Here is a 20,674-nt window from a genome sequence, read left to right on the forward strand (position 1 = left end):
ATGTTACCTTGGCTTTCCCCCGCAGATCAGACCCGGTATTCACAACATGACCTGCCGGATTTAAGCCTACCTATACATATCGAACCTTGGCTAGATCCCAGTGCACAGGGACGTAACTGGCAAATTACGAACGCGTCTGCAACGCAAGATCGTCTGCGGCAATTATCAGATCCCACCCGCTGGGGCTGGCCAAAAAAACCGCTCTTCTTTTTCACCGATTTGCATGCTGACCCAACGGCGTTTACTGCCTCGTTAATCGCCAGTGGCCTCATGACCCCCTTTGGAGCAACAAACAGCTCACTAGGACTCACACTGCCATCGGATGCGTTTGAGATAGTCATTGGCGGTGACTGCTTTGATAAGGGGCCGTCTAATTTAGGTGTGCTGCGCCTACTCAAAACATTGCTCGATCAAAACCTGAAACTGACACTACTGGCGGGTAATCATGACCTGCGTATGCTGCTTGCCATGCGCAGTATTCTCGAATCACACCCGGCTAGCCGTTATTTATTAATCCGGCTGGGGCGCAAAGTTATTCCGTTTTTTCAGGAACTTCTAAACGAATACACACTGTCTGCCGACGTCTTGCAGACCCTACCCGATGAAGCCAGCTGCCAAGAACGCTTACTGCCAAACGCCACCACCTCAGACGTGTTCAAAAAAGCGACCCAATCCTTCATGACCGAGCAACAGACGGCTCGGGAACTGGAGCGCCTTGCGTATCGAGCCGATGCGTTCAAACGCTATGCCAAAGATGCTCAATTAAGCTTTCGTGATATATATGCAGCTATTTATCTCTGGAGGGAGGCATTTTTGTCGCCAGAGGGCGAGTTTTTTTGGTTTTTCGAACAGCAACAGTTAGGCTACCAAGTGGGCAGTTTCTTATTTTTACATGCAGGTTGCGATGATGAAATGGCCAATTTTTTGGCTGAGCATTCGTGCAAGCAACTGAATCAAACCTATCAGATGGCACTGGACGGAGACCCTTTGCGCCTCTACTTTGGCGCATTAGGCAATATGATACGCACAAAATACCGTTCGATAGACCCAGTGCTCACTCCCTTGGGCGCTAACGCACTGGATCAGGCAGGTATCACTGCTCTGGTGCATGGCCATCGAAACCTACACCATGGACAGCGCATTAGCCTGCGCAGCAACGTCCTGCATTTTGAATGCGACACCACGATCAACCACCCCTCAAGAACAGCAGAGTCACTTAAGGGACAAGGCGCGGGAGTGACGGTCATTCATCCCGAAGGTTATGTTCTCGGCATCAGCTCCGACTACCCCGCCTGCAAGCACTTTGATCTCAGCAGTCTTAGCACCTTTGCTTCTGTGCTTAGCACACGCACTACCACTGGCAGTTCGTAATCACGTACAAAGTGCGTAATTGATCAATTAATTCTTGGCTCAATAACTCAAGATGCTGCAGCACTCGAAGTCGTGCGTCTTCTTCGCTTGAGACAGCCCCATAGAAGAGCTCATGACTGACTTGCTCAATACGTGCGTATAAAGGTTCAATATTCATAAACTCAGGCTGTTGGCAGACCTGCTGTAAATGGCCTTTCTTCACCCAGTGGCCAGGATGCTCTAAAAAGTAAAATGCGGGAGGTTCCGACACCGTGCCCCTCACATATTTGTGAACGTCACGTAACCAACCTCTAAACTCCACTTCAGCATATATTAAGGCTAAGTTGTCACGGTTAACTGGAAAGTTCTGGCAGGCATTCCAACTCGGGAATGAATGCCATGAACACCGCCACTCCTCAAACGCAGGCGCCGGTATTGGACGCGAAATTCCATAGCCCTGACCTATGTCACAGCCCAAACGCAGAAGGAGTTCACCATGCTCTTCCGACTCGACCCCCTCGGCAATGACACTGCGCTGAAAGGCCGTGGCCAAGCTGATGACACCTTGCACTAACGTCGTATCACCGACATCCCATAACATGTCACGAACAAAGCTTTGATCAATTTTAAGTGCCGAAGCAGGTAAGCGACGTAAGTAACTTAAGGATGAATAGCCTGTTCCGAAGTCATCTAACGAAAACTGAACACCCAGCCGGGTAATCTTTTCCATCACCTGTGACACTTTTTCAACATCGTCCAAAGCGGCCGTTTCAAGCACTTCCAATTCCAATAGGCGAACGTCCACATCGGAATAATTCGCTACTAGGGTTTGGAAACGATCAAAAAAGTCATCTTGTTGCAAGTCAAGCGCCGCAATATTCACGCTTAGGGTCAACTCAACGTTTTGTGACTTCCAGAATGATAGCTGCTTGAATGCAGCTTCAAGTACCCAATGATCCAATTTCATAATCAAGGGTGTATTTTCAATGACAGGCAAAAATGCTCCGGGGGCCAGGACGCCGTGTTCTGGATGATTCCAACGAATAAGCGCCTCTGCCCCTAGGACATCTCCAGTGCGCATATTCACTTTCGGCTGATAATACAGCTCCATTTCGTCCTGATCGATGGCCTGCTCAATACGCGCTAAGTATTCTAGTTGTGAATCATTTTGCTCGCTTTCTTGCGTATCGAAAATGTGGTAACAGTCCTTACCCATCGCTTTCGCACGATACATGGCCTGATCGGCATGGCGGACTAAACGATCCGCATCTGCTGAATCATCAGGATACACCGTCACACCCAAGCTTGCGGTGATATTGAGCAGATGCCCAGACAAATTCATCGGTTTACGAATCGCCGACAACAAACGCTCTAACACCATGCGACACTCTTCCATGCTGCCCACATTGGTGAGAACAATGACAAACTCATCCCCACCTAAACGAGCCAAGATATCGCCCGTCCTTAAGGACTTTTTCAGACGCAGAGATGTCTCTATGAGCAGCTGATTGCCCTGATCTGTACCATACTCATCATTAATCGTCTTAAATCGATCTAAATCGAGGTACACAATCGCTAAGAGTTTATCTTTTTTACAAGACTGCAAAGCCAGTTCAAGTTGATCTGTCAGCAGATAGCGATTGGGTAAGCCCGTGACCGCATCGTAATAGATGGCATGTTCTAACTGTATTTGGTGGCTTTTTTGACGGGTAATGTCTTTTTCATGCATCAAAAAAACAGTTTTACGCGCCTTTATATCGAAAGAGAGTTTCAACCCAACTTGGTGCCATATCTGATTCGACACTTGGAGGTCAACCGCTTTGATATCCGCTCCCGATGCTTTCAATTGAGTGTATAAACTTTCACCCTGCGCACTGTGTAGGAAGTACTCTGAAAGACGTGTTTTTCCCGCATGCACACGTTCAGCATGCTTATTCCGAGACAGAACAACGCCTTGATCATCAAACACCGTTAGCATGTGATCACTGGCAACGTCGTTTAACGCACACACTTCAACTAACTCAGCCAACTGACCGTCTTTTAGCGTGATCTGCTTGCAATGACAACTCACGTTGACAGGTTCATTGTTCGCGTAGAACACCCAAGATTCATAACGCGGAAGTTTTGCGCCATAGATAGAAAGCAATGCCCGCGAGGAATCCTGACAGGTCAGGTGTCGCAACGCGCCCAGACTTTTCTCATTCCAAAGGGTAAGCGCAGCTGTATTCGCCCAAACAATGTGTGCTCTTTGCTGATCAAAAACCCAAATAGGCGTTTCCAGTTCTCTGGGATCAAAGCAAAACGATGCTTCTCTCAACAACTCGCTCACAGATCTCTTCCAAATTTTGATTGAGGCAATTTAACATCCCTAAAAACTTATTGTAGCGTGCTCATTAATTAATGCTATTATCTGATTATTAATGTATTTAAACCTCGATGTTGAGAAGGGCTATGCAGTATTCTGACAATTCACAACAAGCTGCCGAGTATCTACGGCAAGCCGTCCCCCTTATGGTTAAATACAAAATACCGCCGCATCCGCTCAACTATGCACTTTGGTATACCTATGTTACACATAAACTTCCTCGACTCAACCAAGAATTAGATCAAACGATCCAGAAATACGGCACATGCCCAGCTGGACTCGAAACAAAGCTGTTTCGTAGCCACTTGATCAGTCAAGAGTTAGGCGAAACAGAAAAACTTCAAGCCGCGTTGATTTCCGTTGCAACGGGCCTCAACCATTCAGCAGAGTTGGCCGTCGCCTCTACCCATGATTTCACTCAGCTGTTGCAAGAAAGCTTACATGCATTGCATGAAGCGGACGAAGCGCCTGCTCTTGAGAGCATCGCACAATCACTCTACAGTCATACCGTAAAAGTATCAGAAGCGACAAGCCACTTTCAACAACGGATTAGCGATGCTCAAAAAGAAATCAAACGTCTGCAAGACGAGTTAACTGCCACACGTCAAGATGTCTATACCGATGCGTTAACTCATCTCTACAACCGTCGCTTCTTTGATGAAACCCTCACACGCGTTTGCAATTCGACACCTAAGCCACTGTTGGCATTGATTATGCTCGACATCGACCACTTCAAGAAGCTCAATGACACCTATGGGCATATGCTCGGCGATAAAGTTCTTCAGTGTTTAGGCCAGATTATCAAAGATGAATGCCACGAAAGTGCCGATGGTGTGCGTTTTGGGGGAGAAGAGTTCGTTATTCTGATTTACGAACATAACCAAGAAAATGCGCTCGCATTGGCTGAACGCATTCGCCACAAAATTCAGGCCATCCGCGTGAAACACAAAGCGACAAACAGCACCATCAGCTCAATCACGGCCTCCTTTGGCATTACGCTGCAACAGGCGTTTGATGTTCCAGAACGGATGCTTGAACGAGTTGATCAGGCCCTCTATCAAGCGAAAAATACGGGTAGAAACAAGGTTGTTTGCATTTAACACTTGCGCATTGTGACTCGACGCATGGATTAAAACAGATCAACTGCACCGGACATGGGTTGAGTTGCAATGGCATGCAGATACGCTTGTTCACGCTCAAGAATCGTCGTATTGTGCAAGGATCGAATTTTTTTCAGCATCACCCTCCCTGTTTTTGGAAAAAAATACACTTTTCTGGGGTAGGTATCCAATACATCCTGTGCCACCACGGGAATGGACTCACTGGCAAGATGGTCAAGAACAAACTGAACATTTCGATTGCCAACATTCACAAAGGTCATATTCTTGAGCACACGCCCACCCCCAAATACCTTGGCTTCTAAACGGTGTTTACGAGCACCAAGCTTGAGTAAATGATTGATCAACAGTTCCATTGCATAGACGCCATAACGTCCTGAAGGGGCAATCAATCGATTCTCATAGGGTGAATTGTCCTGCGGCAACAAAAAGTGATTAAGCCCTCCTATGCCCAAGTCCTTATCACGCAAACACACCGACACACACGAGCCCAGAACCGTGACAATCAGCGTCGAAGCGTTGGTGACATAATACTCACCGGGTAATACCTTAACCGCAGAAAGACCGAACTGACGATCAAAGTACGTATTTGTTGCGCAGTGCTCAAAACCCGTTAAAGCCATGTCAGCACCCTATAGAGCGCAACGTAGCGGTTAAAACAAATCAATGTCGCCACTCTTCATGGAGCTCGCGGATACGGGATTCGATTTACGCTGACGTCGCTCTTCTTTAAAGGCGAAAAGGCTCTTTTCCAACGCAGTATCATCCAAATTTTTCTTGTCATTTTTAAGGGCTGATGTCAAAAAGAGTAAATGTTTTTGCTCGTCAATCGTATGACGTAGGGTCTGACCGCTCATATCTTGAAATTGCATGGCACGCATGGCACTGAACACCGCGGCCATGAGATCTTGAGCGATCACGTCCATCTCTTGTGTAACACGTTCATCTGCATGAGCCTTATCCAGTAAGCGATCAATCGCCTGCTGCACTTCTTGTTTTGACTCCATAATGAAGGTCATGTCCTTTGAGGCTATTTTGCGAACATCTTCCACCAGCGTAATAATATCGGCATTCATCTGATTCAAGTTATCTTGGATACTCTTACTGAAGCTTGCTGACCGATTCGATAACGCTCGCACTTCATCCGCGACAACCGAAAAACCTCGACCGCTGTCACCGGCACGGGCCGCCTCAATGGCGGCGTTCAGGGCTAACAAGTTGGTCTGTTTGGCAATGGTATCGATATCATTTAAGGTTTGCAGCAAAGCTGGCATACCATCCGACAGTGCCGACACTCGGTTCAGCATCTCCATCGAATCATCACTCATTTTTACGGTAATCTCGACAAAATGGTTCATCGTATCAAGTGTACTTTTGGCAAAATCACTCATGTGTGACTGCCCTGATTGCTTTGACGAGTCACTGCCACTAATCAATAAACCGGAAACTAAGGATTGTTGCTTTTCGATTTGCTCTTTTAAGCTCACAAAAGACTGGGCCAGCGTGTTCAGTGCATCGTTTTCCATTTTATGCAGTGCATCGAGATCACTTATACTTTCCATTACCACTTGTTCGATGCTTTCGCCCATTTCCTGGAGACTATCGACCACTTCTTGATCATCATCGACACGATAGGGTTTGACGATATCCGGATTGGTTTGCTTCTGAGGAAAAAGAACATGGAGTGATAAGATCACAAGGGCTATCAGCACCCCGAGCACGGGATAGACCCACATTGAGACTAAGGCTCCCATACCCAATGCGGCTAGCCATACTAGAAGAAACCGTACACTCATAACACCGTCCTTTTTAAACCCGATTAATACGTTGCCCAACAGACTCAATGAGCGTTTCTGGAAGAGCATTTAAAGATAGCACCTGATTGACTGCACCGATGGCAATCGCTTCTTTTGGCATCCCGAATACAACGCAGCTTTTTTCATCCTGTGCAAAGGTCACAGCACCGCTGTCTTTCATTGCTTTCATGCCGATGGCACCGTCTTTTCCCATGCCTGTCAATATCACGCCTATCGCATTACCCCCTACCACCTTCGCCGCGGATAAGAATAACACATCCACAGAAGGTCGATGGCGATTGACTAAAGGCGCATCACTGAGTGATGTTAAATAATTAGCACCACTTCTAACGACTTCTAAATGCGCATTCCCCGGTGCAATGTAGACATGACCGGGCAGCACTCGCTGACGGTGTTCAGCCTCCATCACACGCAACTGACATAATGTGTTTAAACGTTCTGCAAAGGTGCGCGTGAAATGCTCTGGCATATGCTGGGTAATCATAATGGCTGGCATATCTGGGGGCAGAGGCATTAGCAACGCCTTAATCGCCTCAGTACCACCAGTAGACGCACCCACAAATATGATTTTTTCAGTGGAACTCAACGGTAAAGATAAACGTTGCAGAGGTAATTTCGCTGTTTGCGCAAGAGTTCGAATGTTGGCTTTTGCACACATGCGTAGCTTGTCGGCAATCAAATCCGCATAGCTTTTTAAACCTGAAACGATATCCAATTTAGGCTTCGCAATAAAATCGACCGCACCTAATTCCAAGGCTCTCAAGGTCACATCGGACCCGTGTTCAGTTAAGGATGACACCATCAGGACAGGCATGGGCCGCAGTCGCATTAAGCGTTCGAGAAAATCCAAGCCATCCATCTTTGGCATTTCAACATCCAGCGTGAGGACATCCGGATTGTGGAGTTTAATCAACTCTCTTGCCACGAGTGGATCCGGAGCGGTTGCCACAACCGTCAGATCCTCATAACTGTTGATGATTTCTGTTAACAATTGTCGAATAAGCGCAGAATCATCAACGACCAATACTTTTATTTTGGTTTCTAATATCGCCATCAATTAAATAGCTCCATCGGGCCTGATAAATCCATATCCACTAAACGCTCTAAGTACTCTGATTCGCGATCCAACAACGTCGTGTTGTTTAACTTGTGTAGCCGTTTAACCAACACTTTACCCGTTCGAGGAAAAAAATAGAGTTTACTGGGATAAGGCTGCAAAAGATCTTGGCTAGCCACTTGAATGCTTTCCTGCTGCAAATAGTGCAGCACGAAATGAGCATTCATTTCACATAGCTGCTTAGCGTCAGACGTTTTTATCCAGTTTGATGCACCAAACACCTTTGCAACCAAATCACGTCGTTGACTGCCCATTTTAATCAATTGATTGGTTAGCATCTCCATCGCATGGCCTGCGTAATGTATGGCACCGATTGAAGACACGGCAGAATCTAAAAATCGATCTGGCACAATAAAATGACACATGCCACCCAGCTCTTTGAGACGATCACGAATGCACACACAAACACAGGACCCTACAACGGAGACAATCATCATATCCTTACCGGTGACAAAAAACTCCCCTGGCAAAACCTTAACAGCATGCTGTTCAAAGTAAGGATCGTAGTAAACATCTGGATTGATGCCAGACCTAGCATTCTCATCTTGCACGGTCATCGCCTTATCGTACTATTCGACGCTAATCGGACAGGGTAGTAGATCGTTTTACCCTTAGACTTAAATAAATTCGCTGCATGTTGAAAACTTTCTGAATGTCCGGCATACAACAGCCCCGACTCACTCAGCAAAGGACGAAATTTCTCTAGAATGCTGTACTGGGTCGGCTTATCAAAGTAAATCATGACATTACGACAAAAGATAGCATCAAAAGGGCCCCGCAAGCTCCAATGGGATGCCAACAAGTTCAGAGGTTGAAAGCTCACTAGTGCTTGAACCTCAGGCCGAACTTTTACTGAGCCTTGACGATCACCTTTGCCCTTCAAGAAAAAGGTTTTCAAACGCTGTCCATCCATTTTTTCAACACGCTCAACCCCATAAATGCCCTGTTGCGCGTGAGCCAATACATGAGTATCCACATCGGTTGCTAAAATTTTAACGGGCGGAGTCCAACTGCCAAAGGCTTCAATCGCGGTCATGGCAATCGAGTAGGCTTCCTCTCCCGTCGAGCACGCACTGGACCAAATGCTAAAATGACGCGCCCCTCCTAACGATTCGCTCTGTCGCATCTGATCGGCTAAGAAATCAAAATGATGCGACTCTCGAAAAAAAGACGTGAGATTGGTTGTCAGCGCATTAATGAAGTCCTGCATTTCATCCGGTGCTTGCGCCAAATAGTCTAGGTACTCAGAGAACGTCTTAAGGCCTAAAATTCTTAAACGACGCGCAATCCGACTGTAGACAAGATCTCTCTTTTTGTCAGATAAGGCGATGCCAACGCGCGAGCGAATGAGTAGACGAATCCGCTCAAAATCCTCAGGATTGAACACAAACTCTCGATCAATCAACTTCAACCTCTCTGTGACTATGAACTCCGTCAGGCCATCCTCGATCAGCTGACGGACTCACCCCTCATTAAAACTCTTCCCACTCATCCTCCGCCTGACGTTTAATCGGCGGTTTAATCGGCGGTTTAATCGGCGGCTTTACTCGCTTAGGCATCGCGGTGTGTGGCACTCGTAATGCTGGCTGTGCACCCTGTCGACTCGTCGGAGCCGGTTTCGTCAATACAGGCTGCTCTTCATTGAGTTTGAACGTGGAAACAGACAGAGCAAGAGCGGATGCTTGCTCTTCTAAGGACTCGGCTGATGCGGCGGCCTGCTCGACCAATGCCGCATTCTGCTGCGTGACATCGTCCATTTGAGTAACCGCTTGATTCACTTGCTCGATGCCTTGGCTTTGCTCTTCTGAAGCCGCTGAGATTTCGCCCATCAAGTCCGTTACACGTTTAACCGACACCACAATTTCTTCAATCGTTTTACCGGTTTCGTTGACTAGATCACTGCCCTCATGAACGATATCCACTGAACGATTAATCAGCTCTTTAATTTCTTTTGCCGCCGCGGCCGAACGCTGAGCAAGCGAGCGCACCTCACCCGCAACAACGGCAAACCCTCGGCCTTGCTCACCGGCTCTCGCGGCTTCCACTGCAGCATTCAAAGCCAGTATATTCGTTTGAAACGCAATACCGTCAATCAACGTGGTGATATCGGCAATTTTATTGGAGCTTTCGCTGATAGCCTCCATGGTTTTCACCACTCGACGGGCTTTTTCACCACCGTTTTCAGCAACTTGCGATGCACTTTGCGCCAGTTGATTGGCTTGACGCGCGTTATCAGCATTCTGGCGAACCGTTGAAGTCAGTTCTTCTAAACTTGATGCGGTTTCCTCCAAGCTGGAGGCTTGTTCTTCCGTACGTTGCGATAAATCCGTATTACCTGCTGATATTTCTTGAGCGGCTGTGTTAATGGCCTCAACCGACTGTTTAATCTCAATCACTAGATTGGTCAGTTGCTCAACGGTTGCATTGGTGCTCGATTGCAAATCACCAAAGCTCCCTTGATAGTCCCCCGTCACGCGCTCAGTTAGCTCACCCTGCGACAGATGCCCTAAAACTCTCATGACCTCTCGCAAACCTCGGTCAGTGACCGACATCAGTTGGTTAACACCATCGCCCAAGCGGCTAAAGAATCCAGTTAAATCGGCTGTATCGATTCGCGTCGTGAAGTCGCCTTCAACCGCTTTTTCAACTAAGCGCGAAATTTTGTCTTCCACCGCCACTTCAAGGGTTCTGTCTTTCCACTCAACCACTGAACCCAAGCGCTCTCCCTCCTCATTCACAATTGGATTTGCGGTTAAGTCAAATGTTCGGCCCCCAATGCGAACGGTGGCATCGTGTTTGGATTGCAGCGCTGTCAAAAGATGGCGTTGGTGTGCTGGATTTTTATGGAAAAGGTCAATGCTATTGCCCAATAAATGATTGGAATCAAAGTTTGGTAGATCGATACGAATCTGCTGTTCAGCGGTTTTGAACATGTCCAGAACCGCTGGATTCATATAGATAATATTAAAATCGGCGTCTGCAACCATCACATTGGCCGACACACTGTCGAGGGCGTTTTTAATACGCAGGTTGCTATTGCTCACACGACGAGTTTCTTGAATGTCCGCATTTAATTTACGCTGCATCACGGCCAAGGCTTGCAAGGCCGCTCCCACTTCGTCCTTACGCGTTTCTTCGATCACTTGATTTAAATCGCCCTCGCCAATCGCACGAAAATGGGCAACCAAGGCACGCAATGGTTTTACGATACTGGCCAAGATAAAAATAGCAAGGAGCAAAATGACCACCAGTGCCGCAGCGCTGCTGATCGCCAATGACTGTAACTCATGCTCAGCGGTCTCAACGGCATCTTCTGCATCTGCAGCGGCACGTGTCGTGTTATTCGTGACCAACAGCTCAAAACTTTGCCCCATTGCGTCCGACTTAGGCACCATGCTTGTTACCGCTCGGCGGTACTCGGCCATCAAGCGTTGAAAACGAAACTCATCGGTTGTTTCAATCATGGTGGCGATCAAGGCATCCAGATCAACGTACGCATCTCGCCAATCTTGGTATTCCGCCGCCAATTGATCATAGATGGCTTGTCCTCTTGCTGTCACACGGGGAATACCAGCAAGACGCTCCCAGTGCTGGTCAATCACAGACCAAGAGTTCTGGCGTTGATGTGCAATGCTCTGTAACAAAGACTTATCACGCCATCCATCCGTTTGCGTGAGTACTTCAATGGTTTGTGCGCGTATGGTCATACGCTCGGCATTCATGGTCATCAAGGACACCATGGAGGGAATACGGTTGTCTCGCATCAATTGCGCATATTTAGACCAACCCGTAAATCCCTGATAGGCTTCGAAACTGGCAAAGCTTAAGGCAATCAACATGACGAAGGTCATCAAGCCTATTTTTAGGCTCGTTTTCAGGTTGTTAAACGCTTTCATGTATCGCTCTCCCTCTCGCCTGATTAAACGGCCTCAGAACTCAATTGATCGACAAGTCCCATGTCCTGACTCGACATTAGCTTTTCAATATCAACAACGATCGCCATCCGCTCGGCAACCGATGCCAAACCCAGTAAATATTGCGTATCAAAGGTGGCACCAAAATCCGGTGCAGGTCGAATATCGTCTGCACTTAACGCCACGACGTCTGACACCGCATCAACCACCATCCCCACGACGCGTTGACCAAGGTTTAAAATAATCATGACGGTAAACTCGTCATAGGTGGCATTACCAAGGTGAAACTTCAGGCGCATATCAACAACGGGGACAATCACGCCACGCATATTAATCACACCTTTTATGTAGTCGGGTGTATTGGCAATCCGGGTGACGGCATTGTAACCACGAATTTCCTGCACGGTTAGGATATCGATGGCGTACTCTTCTTCTCCAAGCGTGAAGGTTAAAAACTCGCGTTTGGCTTGATTATGCTGTGAGCTAGCGGCATCTGTCATGAATAGGCCTCAATTAACTATGTGCTTGAAAGGTGCTGTGCATACGTGCTAAGCGGTCGATATCCAGAATCAAGGCCACGCGCCCATCGCCCATGATGGTTGCGCCTGACAACCCATCGACCTTACGAAAATGGGTTTCTAAACTTTTAATGACCACTTGTTGCTGTGCAATCAACTCATCGACAAAAAGGGCAACCTTGTCTTGCGTCGTTTCGACAACCACTAAGATGCCCTCTTCTGGACGCATATACTGCGGTTGAATACCCAATAATTTATGCAACTCGACCAATGGAAGATACTCTCCACGCATCTGCACCACGCGCCCCTGCCCAGCAACCGATTTCATTTGCGATGAATCTGGCTGAAACGACTCGAGGATGCGAGTGAGTGGCAAGACAAAGACCTCATCAGCCACACGCAAAATCATACCATCCAATATAGCGAGGGTGAGCGGTAAACGCAGTCCGATGGTGGTTCCGACGCCTTGAGCGGATTCAATTTCAACCTGGCCTTTCATTTCCGAAATATTACGTTGAACGACGTCCATACCGACACCACGCCCCGATACATCCGTCACTTCTTTTGCCGTCGAAAAGCCCGGTGCGAAAATTAACTGCCAGACCTCTTTATCCGTCGGATTATCAGACAACGGCAGTCCTTTCTCTCGTGCTTTAGCGATGAGTTTTTCGCGGTCTAAACCTGCACCATCATCGGTAATTTGCACCAGTATACTGCCCCCTTGATGACTTGCACTCAGCGTAATGGTGCCCTCTTCAGGCTTACCTGCGGCTCTTCGTACCTCGGGAATTTCGATGCCATGATCGATGCTATTACGCAATAGGTGAGTCAAGGGGTCCGCTAATTTTTCAATGAGGCCTTTATCCAACTCGGTCTCTTCACCGACGAGCTTTAATCGCACTTTCTTGCTCATTTTTTGTGTCAGATCCCGCACAACGCGAGGGAAACGCCCAAACACAAAGTTTATTGGCAGCATACGGATCGACATCACGGCTTCTTGCAGATCTCGTGAATTACGCTCTAAATTGACCAATCCCTTATGAATCGTCTCAAAGTGCACAGGATCAAGCTCGCTTACCGATTGAGCCAACATCGAGCGCGTAATCACCAATTCACCCACTAGGTTAATGAGCTGATCCACCTTTTCCACACCCACTCGAATGGAGGTCTCGGCGTGTGCCTTGCTCGCATCGGCTTGTTTCGATTTACGAGGCGCAGACACGGGTACAGGGGCCACGGCAGCAGGCGATTCCTTAATCGAGGCGGCTTGTTTGGGCAGCTCAGACTCAGGCACAAAAAAACCAAAGCCTTGCTCTGTCTCTTGTTGTGCCTGTTTAACTGCAGGCAACTCTGTCTCGTCGACAAAAAAGCCAAAGCCAGAATCCTCTGAAGCCTGCGACGCTGGCAACTCGCTTTCATCGACAAAAAAACCAAAATCAGCATCCGATGCTGAGGATGGCTCAGGAAGGTCCATAAAGAAACCAAACCCTTCATCTTCGACGACGGCAGGCTCCTCAGTAATGGTGACTTCATAATCCTGGCAAATAAAGGCAAAGGTATCGAGCAGATCCTGTAACACAACCGAGCCCGTTAAAGTCCACTCATAGCGCCCTGCTCCCTGATCCGCAATTAAGATCAAAGTGCCTAAACGGGATAAATCAGCCACCAGTGCCTCAAAGGAGGCCGGTCCCGAAAAAATATCCGAGTCAGGATGAAGACGAATTCGATACGTAGTAACCGGTGATTGGGTCGGTGTATGCGTAGCGGAATCCTCCAGTATCGAAGCCTCTTCCCCTAAACTGAGCAAAAGCGTCTTCATATCTGTTACACGCTGCTCGTCTAGGTCCCCCCCGTCTTGATGCGCTTCCAACATCAGCTTTAAAAGATCACCGCAGGCTAAAAAGGCACTGACCATCTCATGCGTAATCGGCAACGTTTCCTTACGGAGCTTATCCAGTAGGCTCTCTAAGGCGTGCGTCAGATCCGCAATATTTGAAAAGCCAAACGTGCCGCTCCCCCCCTTAATGGAGTGTGCAGCACGAAAAATTGCATTCAAATCATCAAGATTGGGGTGCTCGATATCGATGGCTAAGAGCAACTGCTCCATCGCGTCGAGATGCTCATAGGCTTCATCAATGAACACTTGATGAAACTGACTCAGGTCGATGCTCATCCTAGACTCCCTAATGCTGCAGGAGAGACATCACCCTGCAAGGAAAACAAATCGTTAGCCGATCACGCGTTTAACAACATCTATCAATTTTTGTGGATCGAAGGGCTTCACCAACCAGCCCGTCGCACCCGCCGCTTTGCCCTGCATTTTCATCGTGTCCCCCGCTTCCGTGGTCAAAACTAATATGGGCACTGATCGATACGCTGGCAAAGTCCGCAGTTGACGAATCAACGTTAACCCATCCATATTGGGCATATTCTGGTCAGTCAAAATTAAATCATAATGTCCCGTTTTTGCTTTATCTAACCCTTGTACTCCATCCGATGCTTCAGTGACTGAATACCCAGCCGCCTTCAGCGTAAAACTTACCATTTGACGAATGGAGGCTGAGTCATCAACCGTCAGTATTGACTTACCCATATACAACCTCAAACTTTTATTGACTATTGAAAGACGATGGATGCGCTTTCGCAACACGTTATATCATGCAAAGGACACAATCACGTTGAGGCGCATCAAGAAATTATCCAAAGACGAAACCTGGCCTTACTCGGCTGGAAACACCTTCTCAAAAAAGCTCTATATCACCACTGGAGTAGGTAGGCTCTTTGACGGCCCCTCGTTCAAGCAGCTCTTTATAAGAACACACTCGATTTTTCCCATGATTTTTTGCGTAGTACAAGGCTTTATCCGCACGATCAAGCAACGTATGCACCACATCCATTGAATTCACTTCAACGACACCAATACTCACCGTGACATGGCTCACTTGGGGGAAGGCGTACTCATCGATGGCCGCCCGAAAGCGCTCAAAGGCCACCATTGCCGTATCCGTTGAATCCGTTTCGGTAATCACCACAAACTCTTCACCACCAAAACGGAAAATCAAATCGCTCTCACGAAAGGTATGACGCATAATTTGCGACATGAGTAACAACACCTCATCGCCATAAATATGGCCCAGTGTGTCATTGATCTGCTTGAAGTTGTCAATATCAATCAGACCGAGGGAATACACAGGTTCACCCTCTACGCTAGCACGGCGGTCATCATCTCCAAAGGATGGAAAACGCTCACTCGACATGCCGATCACTCGCTGGATGCTGTCATCGAAGGTTTTTCGGTTCAGCAACCCCGTGAGTTGATCGCGCTGTGAATCTTCTATTAATTGACAAAAGTTGCGATAGATCTGCAATAACGCATGAATAACACGCGAATCATTCTGAGAATTGATACGCCGCGACTCAACCACCAATGCCACGCTTAAGAGTTGCAGATCCAATACTGGATAAATGGAAATATGATTGCCATTGGCTTTTTTAGAATGATAGGTGGTTTTTAAGCGTCGAGAAATATGAAGAGCACTGAGCACTTCGGGTTCATCAATCAACTTTTTACGCAGCGTTTGGCTATCATAATTTCCATTATGGCCATACCGCAGGGTAAACCGAACCTCACCATCCGAATCGTACTTGAGCATCATCACTTGCTCAGGACGGAAAAGCTCGTGTACTGTTTTCAGCATGCTGAATTCAAGCAACTCAAGATCACGAATGGATGTCAGCGATGCCAACCGATCTAGCAGGTGAGGTGTTAAAGACAAAACGAAACCTTTAAGCGTATAGTTAACGTAGATTAGATAATATACAGAGAATCGGCTTTATTCCAATGTTAGATTTATCTTTTAGGTATAAAAAACCCCGCCGCTGTCATAATGACGCTGGGCAGGGCTTTTTAAAAGAGTCAGCAGTCGATTAATCTAACGACTTACGCACCGATGATGCCTTCGTCCTCACGGGTAATCACCAGAGTCGCAGAGCGTGGATACAGCGCCCCATCATGCGGCCAATGACTGACCAAGGAACCCTTGGCAAAGTCTTCTGGAGAGGTTGTCGCACCGGGATGCTGAACATTGACGAACATGGTTTTTTGGTCAGGCGTCGTTACAACGCCCGTGATTTCTTGTCCAACAGGGCCGACCAAGAAACGACGGATAATCTTATTAACCGGGTCGGCGGCCAACATGGCATTGTTGCCAAACTGCTCCCATTTTCCAGTATTCACGACACTTTCGCTCATGTCGGTTTGAATCCATAAACGCGAATCTGCATCGAACCACAAGCCATCTGGGCTGTTAAAGATATTGCCACCGTCCAAGCTGGCGCCAGCCAGATCCGAATCGGACTCAGGTCCAGCCAACACAAACAGATCCCAGTTAAATGACTTGGCATTCACCTGACCATCGGCTTCCGTCCAACGAACGATCTGCCCCCAGTCATTTTCCGCACGTGGGTTCGCTGCATCCGTTTCCGTACGGCGGCTGTTATTGGTCAGTGTAAAATAAACATCCTTGGTCTTAGGATCCACGGCACCCCATTCTGGGCGGTCCATTTTAGTCGCACCGACGGTATCCGCCGCGAAACGTGTGTTGACCAGAACATCGGCTTGGCTGTTAAAGCCATTGGCCGGTGTTAAAGGCCCCATACCAAACACTAAAGGCAACCAATCGCCAGAGCCGTCTTCATTGAAACGCGCAACGTACAGGGTACCGTTGTCCAACAAATGACCGCCTGCTGTCTCCTTTTTGTAAGGCTGAGCACTGACGTATTTGTATATGTACTCAAAACGCGCATCGTCTCCGGAGTAGCAAACAATTGGCTCACCTTCAACGGCAGGCTGGAACACAACGCCCTCATGTGCAAAGCGTCCAAGCTGCGTGCGTTTAACGGGCGCAACGTCTGGGTTAAACGGATCAATCTCGACCATCCAACCAAAAGCATTGGCTTCATTACGATAGTCTTCTGTCGCAGATGCCCCCTTCGGCGTCACATCATAACGTACGAATTCATCCGCGCCCGTGTCCGCCAATTCCCAAGCATAGCGACCTGAGCCTTCTTTCGTGACACCATAACGTGTTTGCTCACGCGGCTGCTCACCATGGTTAATGAAATACCCTGCCCAGTTTTCCTCTGCAGCCAAATAGGTATTCCATGGTGTGACACCGTGCGCACAGTTATTTAAAGTGCCGCGTGTCTTTGTGCCGTCTGGGCTGAATTTTGTTTTTACAAAATCCGTGCCACGCACAGGACCACTGATCTCCATTTCGGTTAAGCCATGAATACGGCGGTTGCGTGGATCGGCTTCAACAGCCCAGTCACCATTGGCTTGCTTTTTAACACGCACCACACTCACGCCATGGCCATGTATTTCTTTCAGAACTTCATCAGCATCACGTTGACCGTCGGCTTTGAGAGGTACGGCATTGCGAGATAACTCTTTTCCTTGGGCCGATGCATGCATAAAGCGTGGCTCAACGTACTCATGGTTCATCACCAAGAGTCCGTCTTCAGAGCTGCCTTGATACGGATCTTTGCCTTCAATCGGGAAGAAGTGCATCCCGTCGTGATGGCTGCCCACTTGATGCGCTTGATCTTCACCAGAATTGGTTAAAGGATCGAACGCTGGCTGATGACCTGAAATGGGCTGTCCCCAAGGCAACATAACCTGGTGCTTGTATCCTTTTGGTAGGGTAACCGTATCTGCAGCGCTGACATCAATGGCTTCAAAACCAATTAAAGGCGAGTGTTTATTGCTGCCTGCTGCCGCCAAAGGTGAATACGCCGTCGTTGCAAAAAAGCCCATCAACGCCGTGCCCAAGCTACCTTTCATCATTGTACGGCGTGACATGCGCTTCTCGATAATGCTTTGAAAGGAAGCATTATCGGAGTGGTTGCTTAGTGGCTCATCACCCTCGTGATTATCGATGCTCAAGATCGTGCTTTGTGTATTCTTCATCGCGCTTCTCCGCTGGATTCATTGACAGTGGCAAAAGACTAATAAACAAGTGTTTCAGTTTGGGTGCATTTTTGTGACAAAAACGTTAAGTCCAAGATCAACTCCAGTTTAAAATCGGCCATTGCTGCGCTTGTGCTACGTGCAATAGCCTTTCATTCGGATTGACGGCCACGGGAAACTGAACCTTCTCTAATAAGGGAATATCATTGTGAGAATCTGAGTAAAAACGACTGATGACTTGCGAACCCGAGGTATTTAAACGCTCTAAGTAGGCATGATAATGATGGACTTTTCCTTCCTGATAACTCATAGGTAACAAGGGCTTACCCGTTAGTTTTCCGTCATGGTGTTCGACATCAATACCGATCACTCCATCAAAGCCCAACGCATTTGCAACAGGCTCAACCAAAAATACCTCACTGGCGGAAATCATTAACAAATGCTCACCTTGCTGTCGTAGCTGGTGAAGCAAATGCACCGCATCCGCGTAAAGCAACGGGAGAATACGCTCAGAGACAAAACGCTCAGCTTCGGCGTATACCTGCTTGGATTCACGACCTATTAAGGGTGACAAATTCAACGCCAAATAGGCGCCCATATCCAGATTGCCCTTTGCATAAGTCTCCATCATTTGCTGATGTTGATGTTTGAAGTCAGGGCTTGTGATCCAACCCAACTCATGCAAATACTCTGCCCAAAGCGCAGAGGAGTCGCCTTTAATTAACGTGTGGTCCAAATCAAATACGGCTATTTTTTCGATCATTATTGCTTCTCAAGATTAAGGTAATGCGACTAAAACCAAGCCCAGCATCATGATGGTTAAGGCTATCCACTTAATAGGGGACAAGACTTCCTTCAACCAGATTACGGCCAACAGTGCACCTATCGGAATCGATGCTTGGCGGAGCGCCACAACGTAACTCACGTCTTGCGTATGCCCCATCGCAATCAGCACCAAACCATACGTGGCCAATACCATAGAACCTGCCATGATGCAGACACGCATATTGTTCTGCCATTGTTGGCGCAAGGCTTTGCGCTCAGTTGCAAACATAAAACAGCTCGGCAGCATCCATAAAAAAGCGGACCATGCCTGCAACACCATAAACACCATGCCTGCTGAAAAGGGCATCATCCCTTCTTGCCGCATCAGATCAATGGCATGTTTATCAACCCAGGAATACCCGACCGTGCCCAATACGGCTAACAACATAAAACCCAGCGCAGGCGTCATATAAAAACGCCAATGAAAGTCGCTGAGTCTTCGTAAGGGCAACAAGACACAGGCCGCGAAAATGAGAAACATCCCCAGCCAATCCTGAGTCGATAAATAGAGATACCCCCCCAACCATACCCCTACCCAAGGCACTAGGATCACGGGAAGGCCTCGCACCAAAGGATAGAGTACACTCACGTCTCCCCTCGCGTAGGCCCAGGCTAAACCCGCCATATAAATGCCCTGAAAGGCACCTGACAACAACCAGACTCCCCAAAATTCCAGAGGTAAGGCAAGCCAGTCCCTATAGATCAGCAACCAAGGACTAAAGACAATCGCCCCGGCCAACATCATTAGGGTGAAAAGTGCCAGTGACGGCTGTTGCTTTTTTCCTAAGAGATTCCAGCCTGCATGTAAGCAGGCTGAAACCAGTACCAGTGTCAGTGCAAGACTATTCAAGGACGCTCTTCATTTGCTAAACGTAGGGTGATATCGTCTAGCACCTCAGGTAACTCGGCAATTGAGTCAATGACATAGTGCGCCCCTGAAGATGCCAAGGCTTGATGGGCAACAATCGCTTGCACATCCCGCTCCTCTTCACTCAGCGCCAACCACTGCGCCTCAGAATACCCCGTTTGATTGCCCGACACGGCCACTGCAACGGTCCACATCCCTGCATTTAGACCCTCTTCAATGCCCACAGCCGTATCGTCAACCTTGACACAGGCTTGCACGCAACTGACCTCCAACGCTTGCGCATTGGTTAAGCACATCCAAGGATAGGGGCGTCCAGCCGGAACATCGCTGGCACAGACGACCGAGTCCGGTGTAAAGCCTTGTTCAGCCATCGCAGGTAACAGACCTTGAATCATTTCACGGCTATAGCCCGTATTCACGCCAATCAAAATGCCCATGTCATCGCAGTACTCCATCACCAAATCAATGCCAGAAATCAACTGATGATTATCGGCAATGGCCGCAACCTGATGCACAACAAACGCATGGTAAAGCCGATCAATATCCTCATCCGTAGCCTTAGTGCCTTTCACTGCCAGCCATTCTTGTGCAATACGCGGCATAGCCAATAAGGCTTCTATATGCTCACGCTTTTCTTTTCCCATGGGTGCCCGAGCCTCTGTGATGGAGATGGGCACGCCTTCTTCCGCAAATAAGGCTTGAAAGGCTTGAATCGGTGCCAAAGAACCGAAATCGACGCAGGTTCCCGCTAAGTCCATAATCACAGCCTGTACAGGCCCCGTGTAACGTCTTTTATATCGGTACATCGAACCTC

Annotated in this window: 17 protein-coding genes; 2 read left to right on the plus strand and 15 right to left on the minus strand. The window is 48.0% G+C overall.

Annotation, left to right across the window (positions count from 1 at the left end; translation table 11 throughout):
• Nucleotides 1-1,371 carry a metallophosphoesterase gene (locus tag F5971_RS09140; RefSeq protein WP_193494789.1) on the plus strand — a complete coding sequence of 457 codons (1,371 nt, stop codon included), beginning with the start codon at nt 1-3 and terminating at the stop codon, nt 1,369-1,371.
• Here F5971_RS09140 and F5971_RS09145 read toward each other — a convergent pair.
• A complete protein-coding gene (locus F5971_RS09145; protein WP_193494790.1) occupies nt 1,352-3,679 on the minus strand; it encodes a putative bifunctional diguanylate cyclase/phosphodiesterase in 2,328 nt (775 codons plus the stop codon). The two genes, F5971_RS09140 and F5971_RS09145, sit on opposite strands and share 20 nt — an antisense overlap.
• A 122-nt stretch (nt 3,680-3,801) precedes the next feature.
• On the opposite strand from F5971_RS09145, the gene F5971_RS09150 reads away from it, so the two are divergent.
• Nucleotides 3,802-4,815 carry a GGDEF domain-containing protein gene (locus F5971_RS09150; protein ID WP_036513313.1) on the plus strand — a complete coding sequence of 338 codons (1,014 nt, stop codon included), beginning with the start codon at nt 3,802-3,804 and terminating at the stop codon, nt 4,813-4,815.
• Nucleotides 4,816-4,844: 29 nt separating this feature from the next.
• Here the strand turns inward: F5971_RS09150 and cheD are convergent, their stop codons facing one another.
• The 14 genes from cheD to phnX form a co-directional block, all read right to left on the minus strand.
• Nucleotides 4,845-5,456 (minus strand): chemoreceptor glutamine deamidase CheD, encoded by a 612-nt coding sequence (gene cheD, locus F5971_RS09155; protein WP_036513311.1) that lies wholly within the window; start codon nt 5,454-5,456, stop codon nt 4,845-4,847.
• 30 nt (nt 5,457-5,486) lie between these two features.
• A complete protein-coding gene (locus F5971_RS09160; RefSeq protein WP_193494791.1) occupies nt 5,487-6,629 on the minus strand; it encodes a methyl-accepting chemotaxis protein in 1,143 nt (380 codons plus the stop codon).
• Nucleotides 6,630-6,642: 13 nt separating this feature from the next.
• On the minus strand, nt 6,643-7,698 hold the full coding sequence (locus F5971_RS09165; RefSeq protein WP_281348310.1) for a protein-glutamate methylesterase/protein-glutamine glutaminase: 1,056 nt from the start codon (nt 7,696-7,698) through the stop codon (nt 6,643-6,645).
• Nucleotides 7,699-7,703: 5 nt separating this feature from the next.
• Nucleotides 7,704-8,318: a chemoreceptor glutamine deamidase CheD gene (locus tag F5971_RS09170; RefSeq protein ID WP_223116300.1), complete on the minus strand. Its 615-nt coding sequence runs from the start codon at nt 8,316-8,318 to the stop codon at nt 7,704-7,706.
• Between the two features lie 2 nt (nt 8,319-8,320).
• On the minus strand, nt 8,321-9,172 hold the full coding sequence (locus tag F5971_RS09175; protein ID WP_051514594.1) for a CheR family methyltransferase: 852 nt from the start codon (nt 9,170-9,172) through the stop codon (nt 8,321-8,323).
• 67 nt (nt 9,173-9,239) lie between these two features.
• Complete coding sequence (locus tag F5971_RS18670; protein WP_223116301.1) at nt 9,240-11,663, minus strand: methyl-accepting chemotaxis protein; 2,424 nt, start codon at nt 11,661-11,663, stop codon at nt 9,240-9,242.
• A 23-nt stretch (nt 11,664-11,686) separates the two neighbouring features.
• The gene (locus F5971_RS09185; protein WP_193494794.1) at nt 11,687-12,181 is read right to left on the minus strand and encodes a chemotaxis protein CheW; all 495 of its coding nucleotides are present in this window, start codon (nt 12,179-12,181) and stop codon (nt 11,687-11,689) included.
• A 13-nt stretch (nt 12,182-12,194) separates the two neighbouring features.
• Complete coding sequence (locus tag F5971_RS09190) at nt 12,195-14,372, minus strand: chemotaxis protein CheW (protein ID WP_193494795.1); 2,178 nt, start codon at nt 14,370-14,372, stop codon at nt 12,195-12,197.
• A 54-nt stretch (nt 14,373-14,426) separates the two neighbouring features.
• A complete protein-coding gene (locus F5971_RS09195) occupies nt 14,427-14,792 on the minus strand; it encodes a response regulator (RefSeq protein ID WP_036513301.1) in 366 nt (121 codons plus the stop codon).
• 148 nt (nt 14,793-14,940) lie between these two features.
• Entirely contained in the window at nt 14,941-15,975 is a 1,035-nt protein-coding gene (locus F5971_RS09200) for a GGDEF domain-containing protein (RefSeq protein ID WP_036513299.1), read from the minus strand.
• A 164-nt stretch (nt 15,976-16,139) separates the two neighbouring features.
• Nucleotides 16,140-18,167, minus strand: coding sequence for a PhoX family protein (locus F5971_RS09205; protein WP_193494796.1), 2,028 nt, complete (start codon nt 18,165-18,167; stop codon nt 16,140-16,142).
• A gap of 97 nt (nt 18,168-18,264) precedes the next feature.
• Entirely contained in the window at nt 18,265-18,930 is a 666-nt protein-coding gene (locus F5971_RS09210; protein WP_036513298.1) for an HAD family hydrolase, read from the minus strand.
• Nucleotides 18,931-18,945: 15 nt separating this feature from the next.
• Nucleotides 18,946-19,842 (minus strand): EamA family transporter, encoded by an 897-nt coding sequence (locus F5971_RS09215; RefSeq protein ID WP_036513296.1) that lies wholly within the window; start codon nt 19,840-19,842, stop codon nt 18,946-18,948.
• Nucleotides 19,839-20,666: a phosphonoacetaldehyde hydrolase gene (gene phnX / locus F5971_RS09220; protein WP_036513294.1), complete on the minus strand. Its 828-nt coding sequence runs from the start codon at nt 20,664-20,666 to the stop codon at nt 19,839-19,841. The genes F5971_RS09215 and phnX overlap by 4 nt, the downstream gene beginning before the upstream one ends.
• Nucleotides 20,667-20,674 lie beyond the last annotated feature (8 nt).

The sequence above is a fragment of the Nitrincola alkalisediminis genome (assembly GCF_009821115.1).
In the GTDB taxonomy this organism is placed as follows: domain Bacteria; phylum Pseudomonadota; class Gammaproteobacteria; order Pseudomonadales; family Balneatricaceae; genus Nitrincola; species Nitrincola alkalisediminis.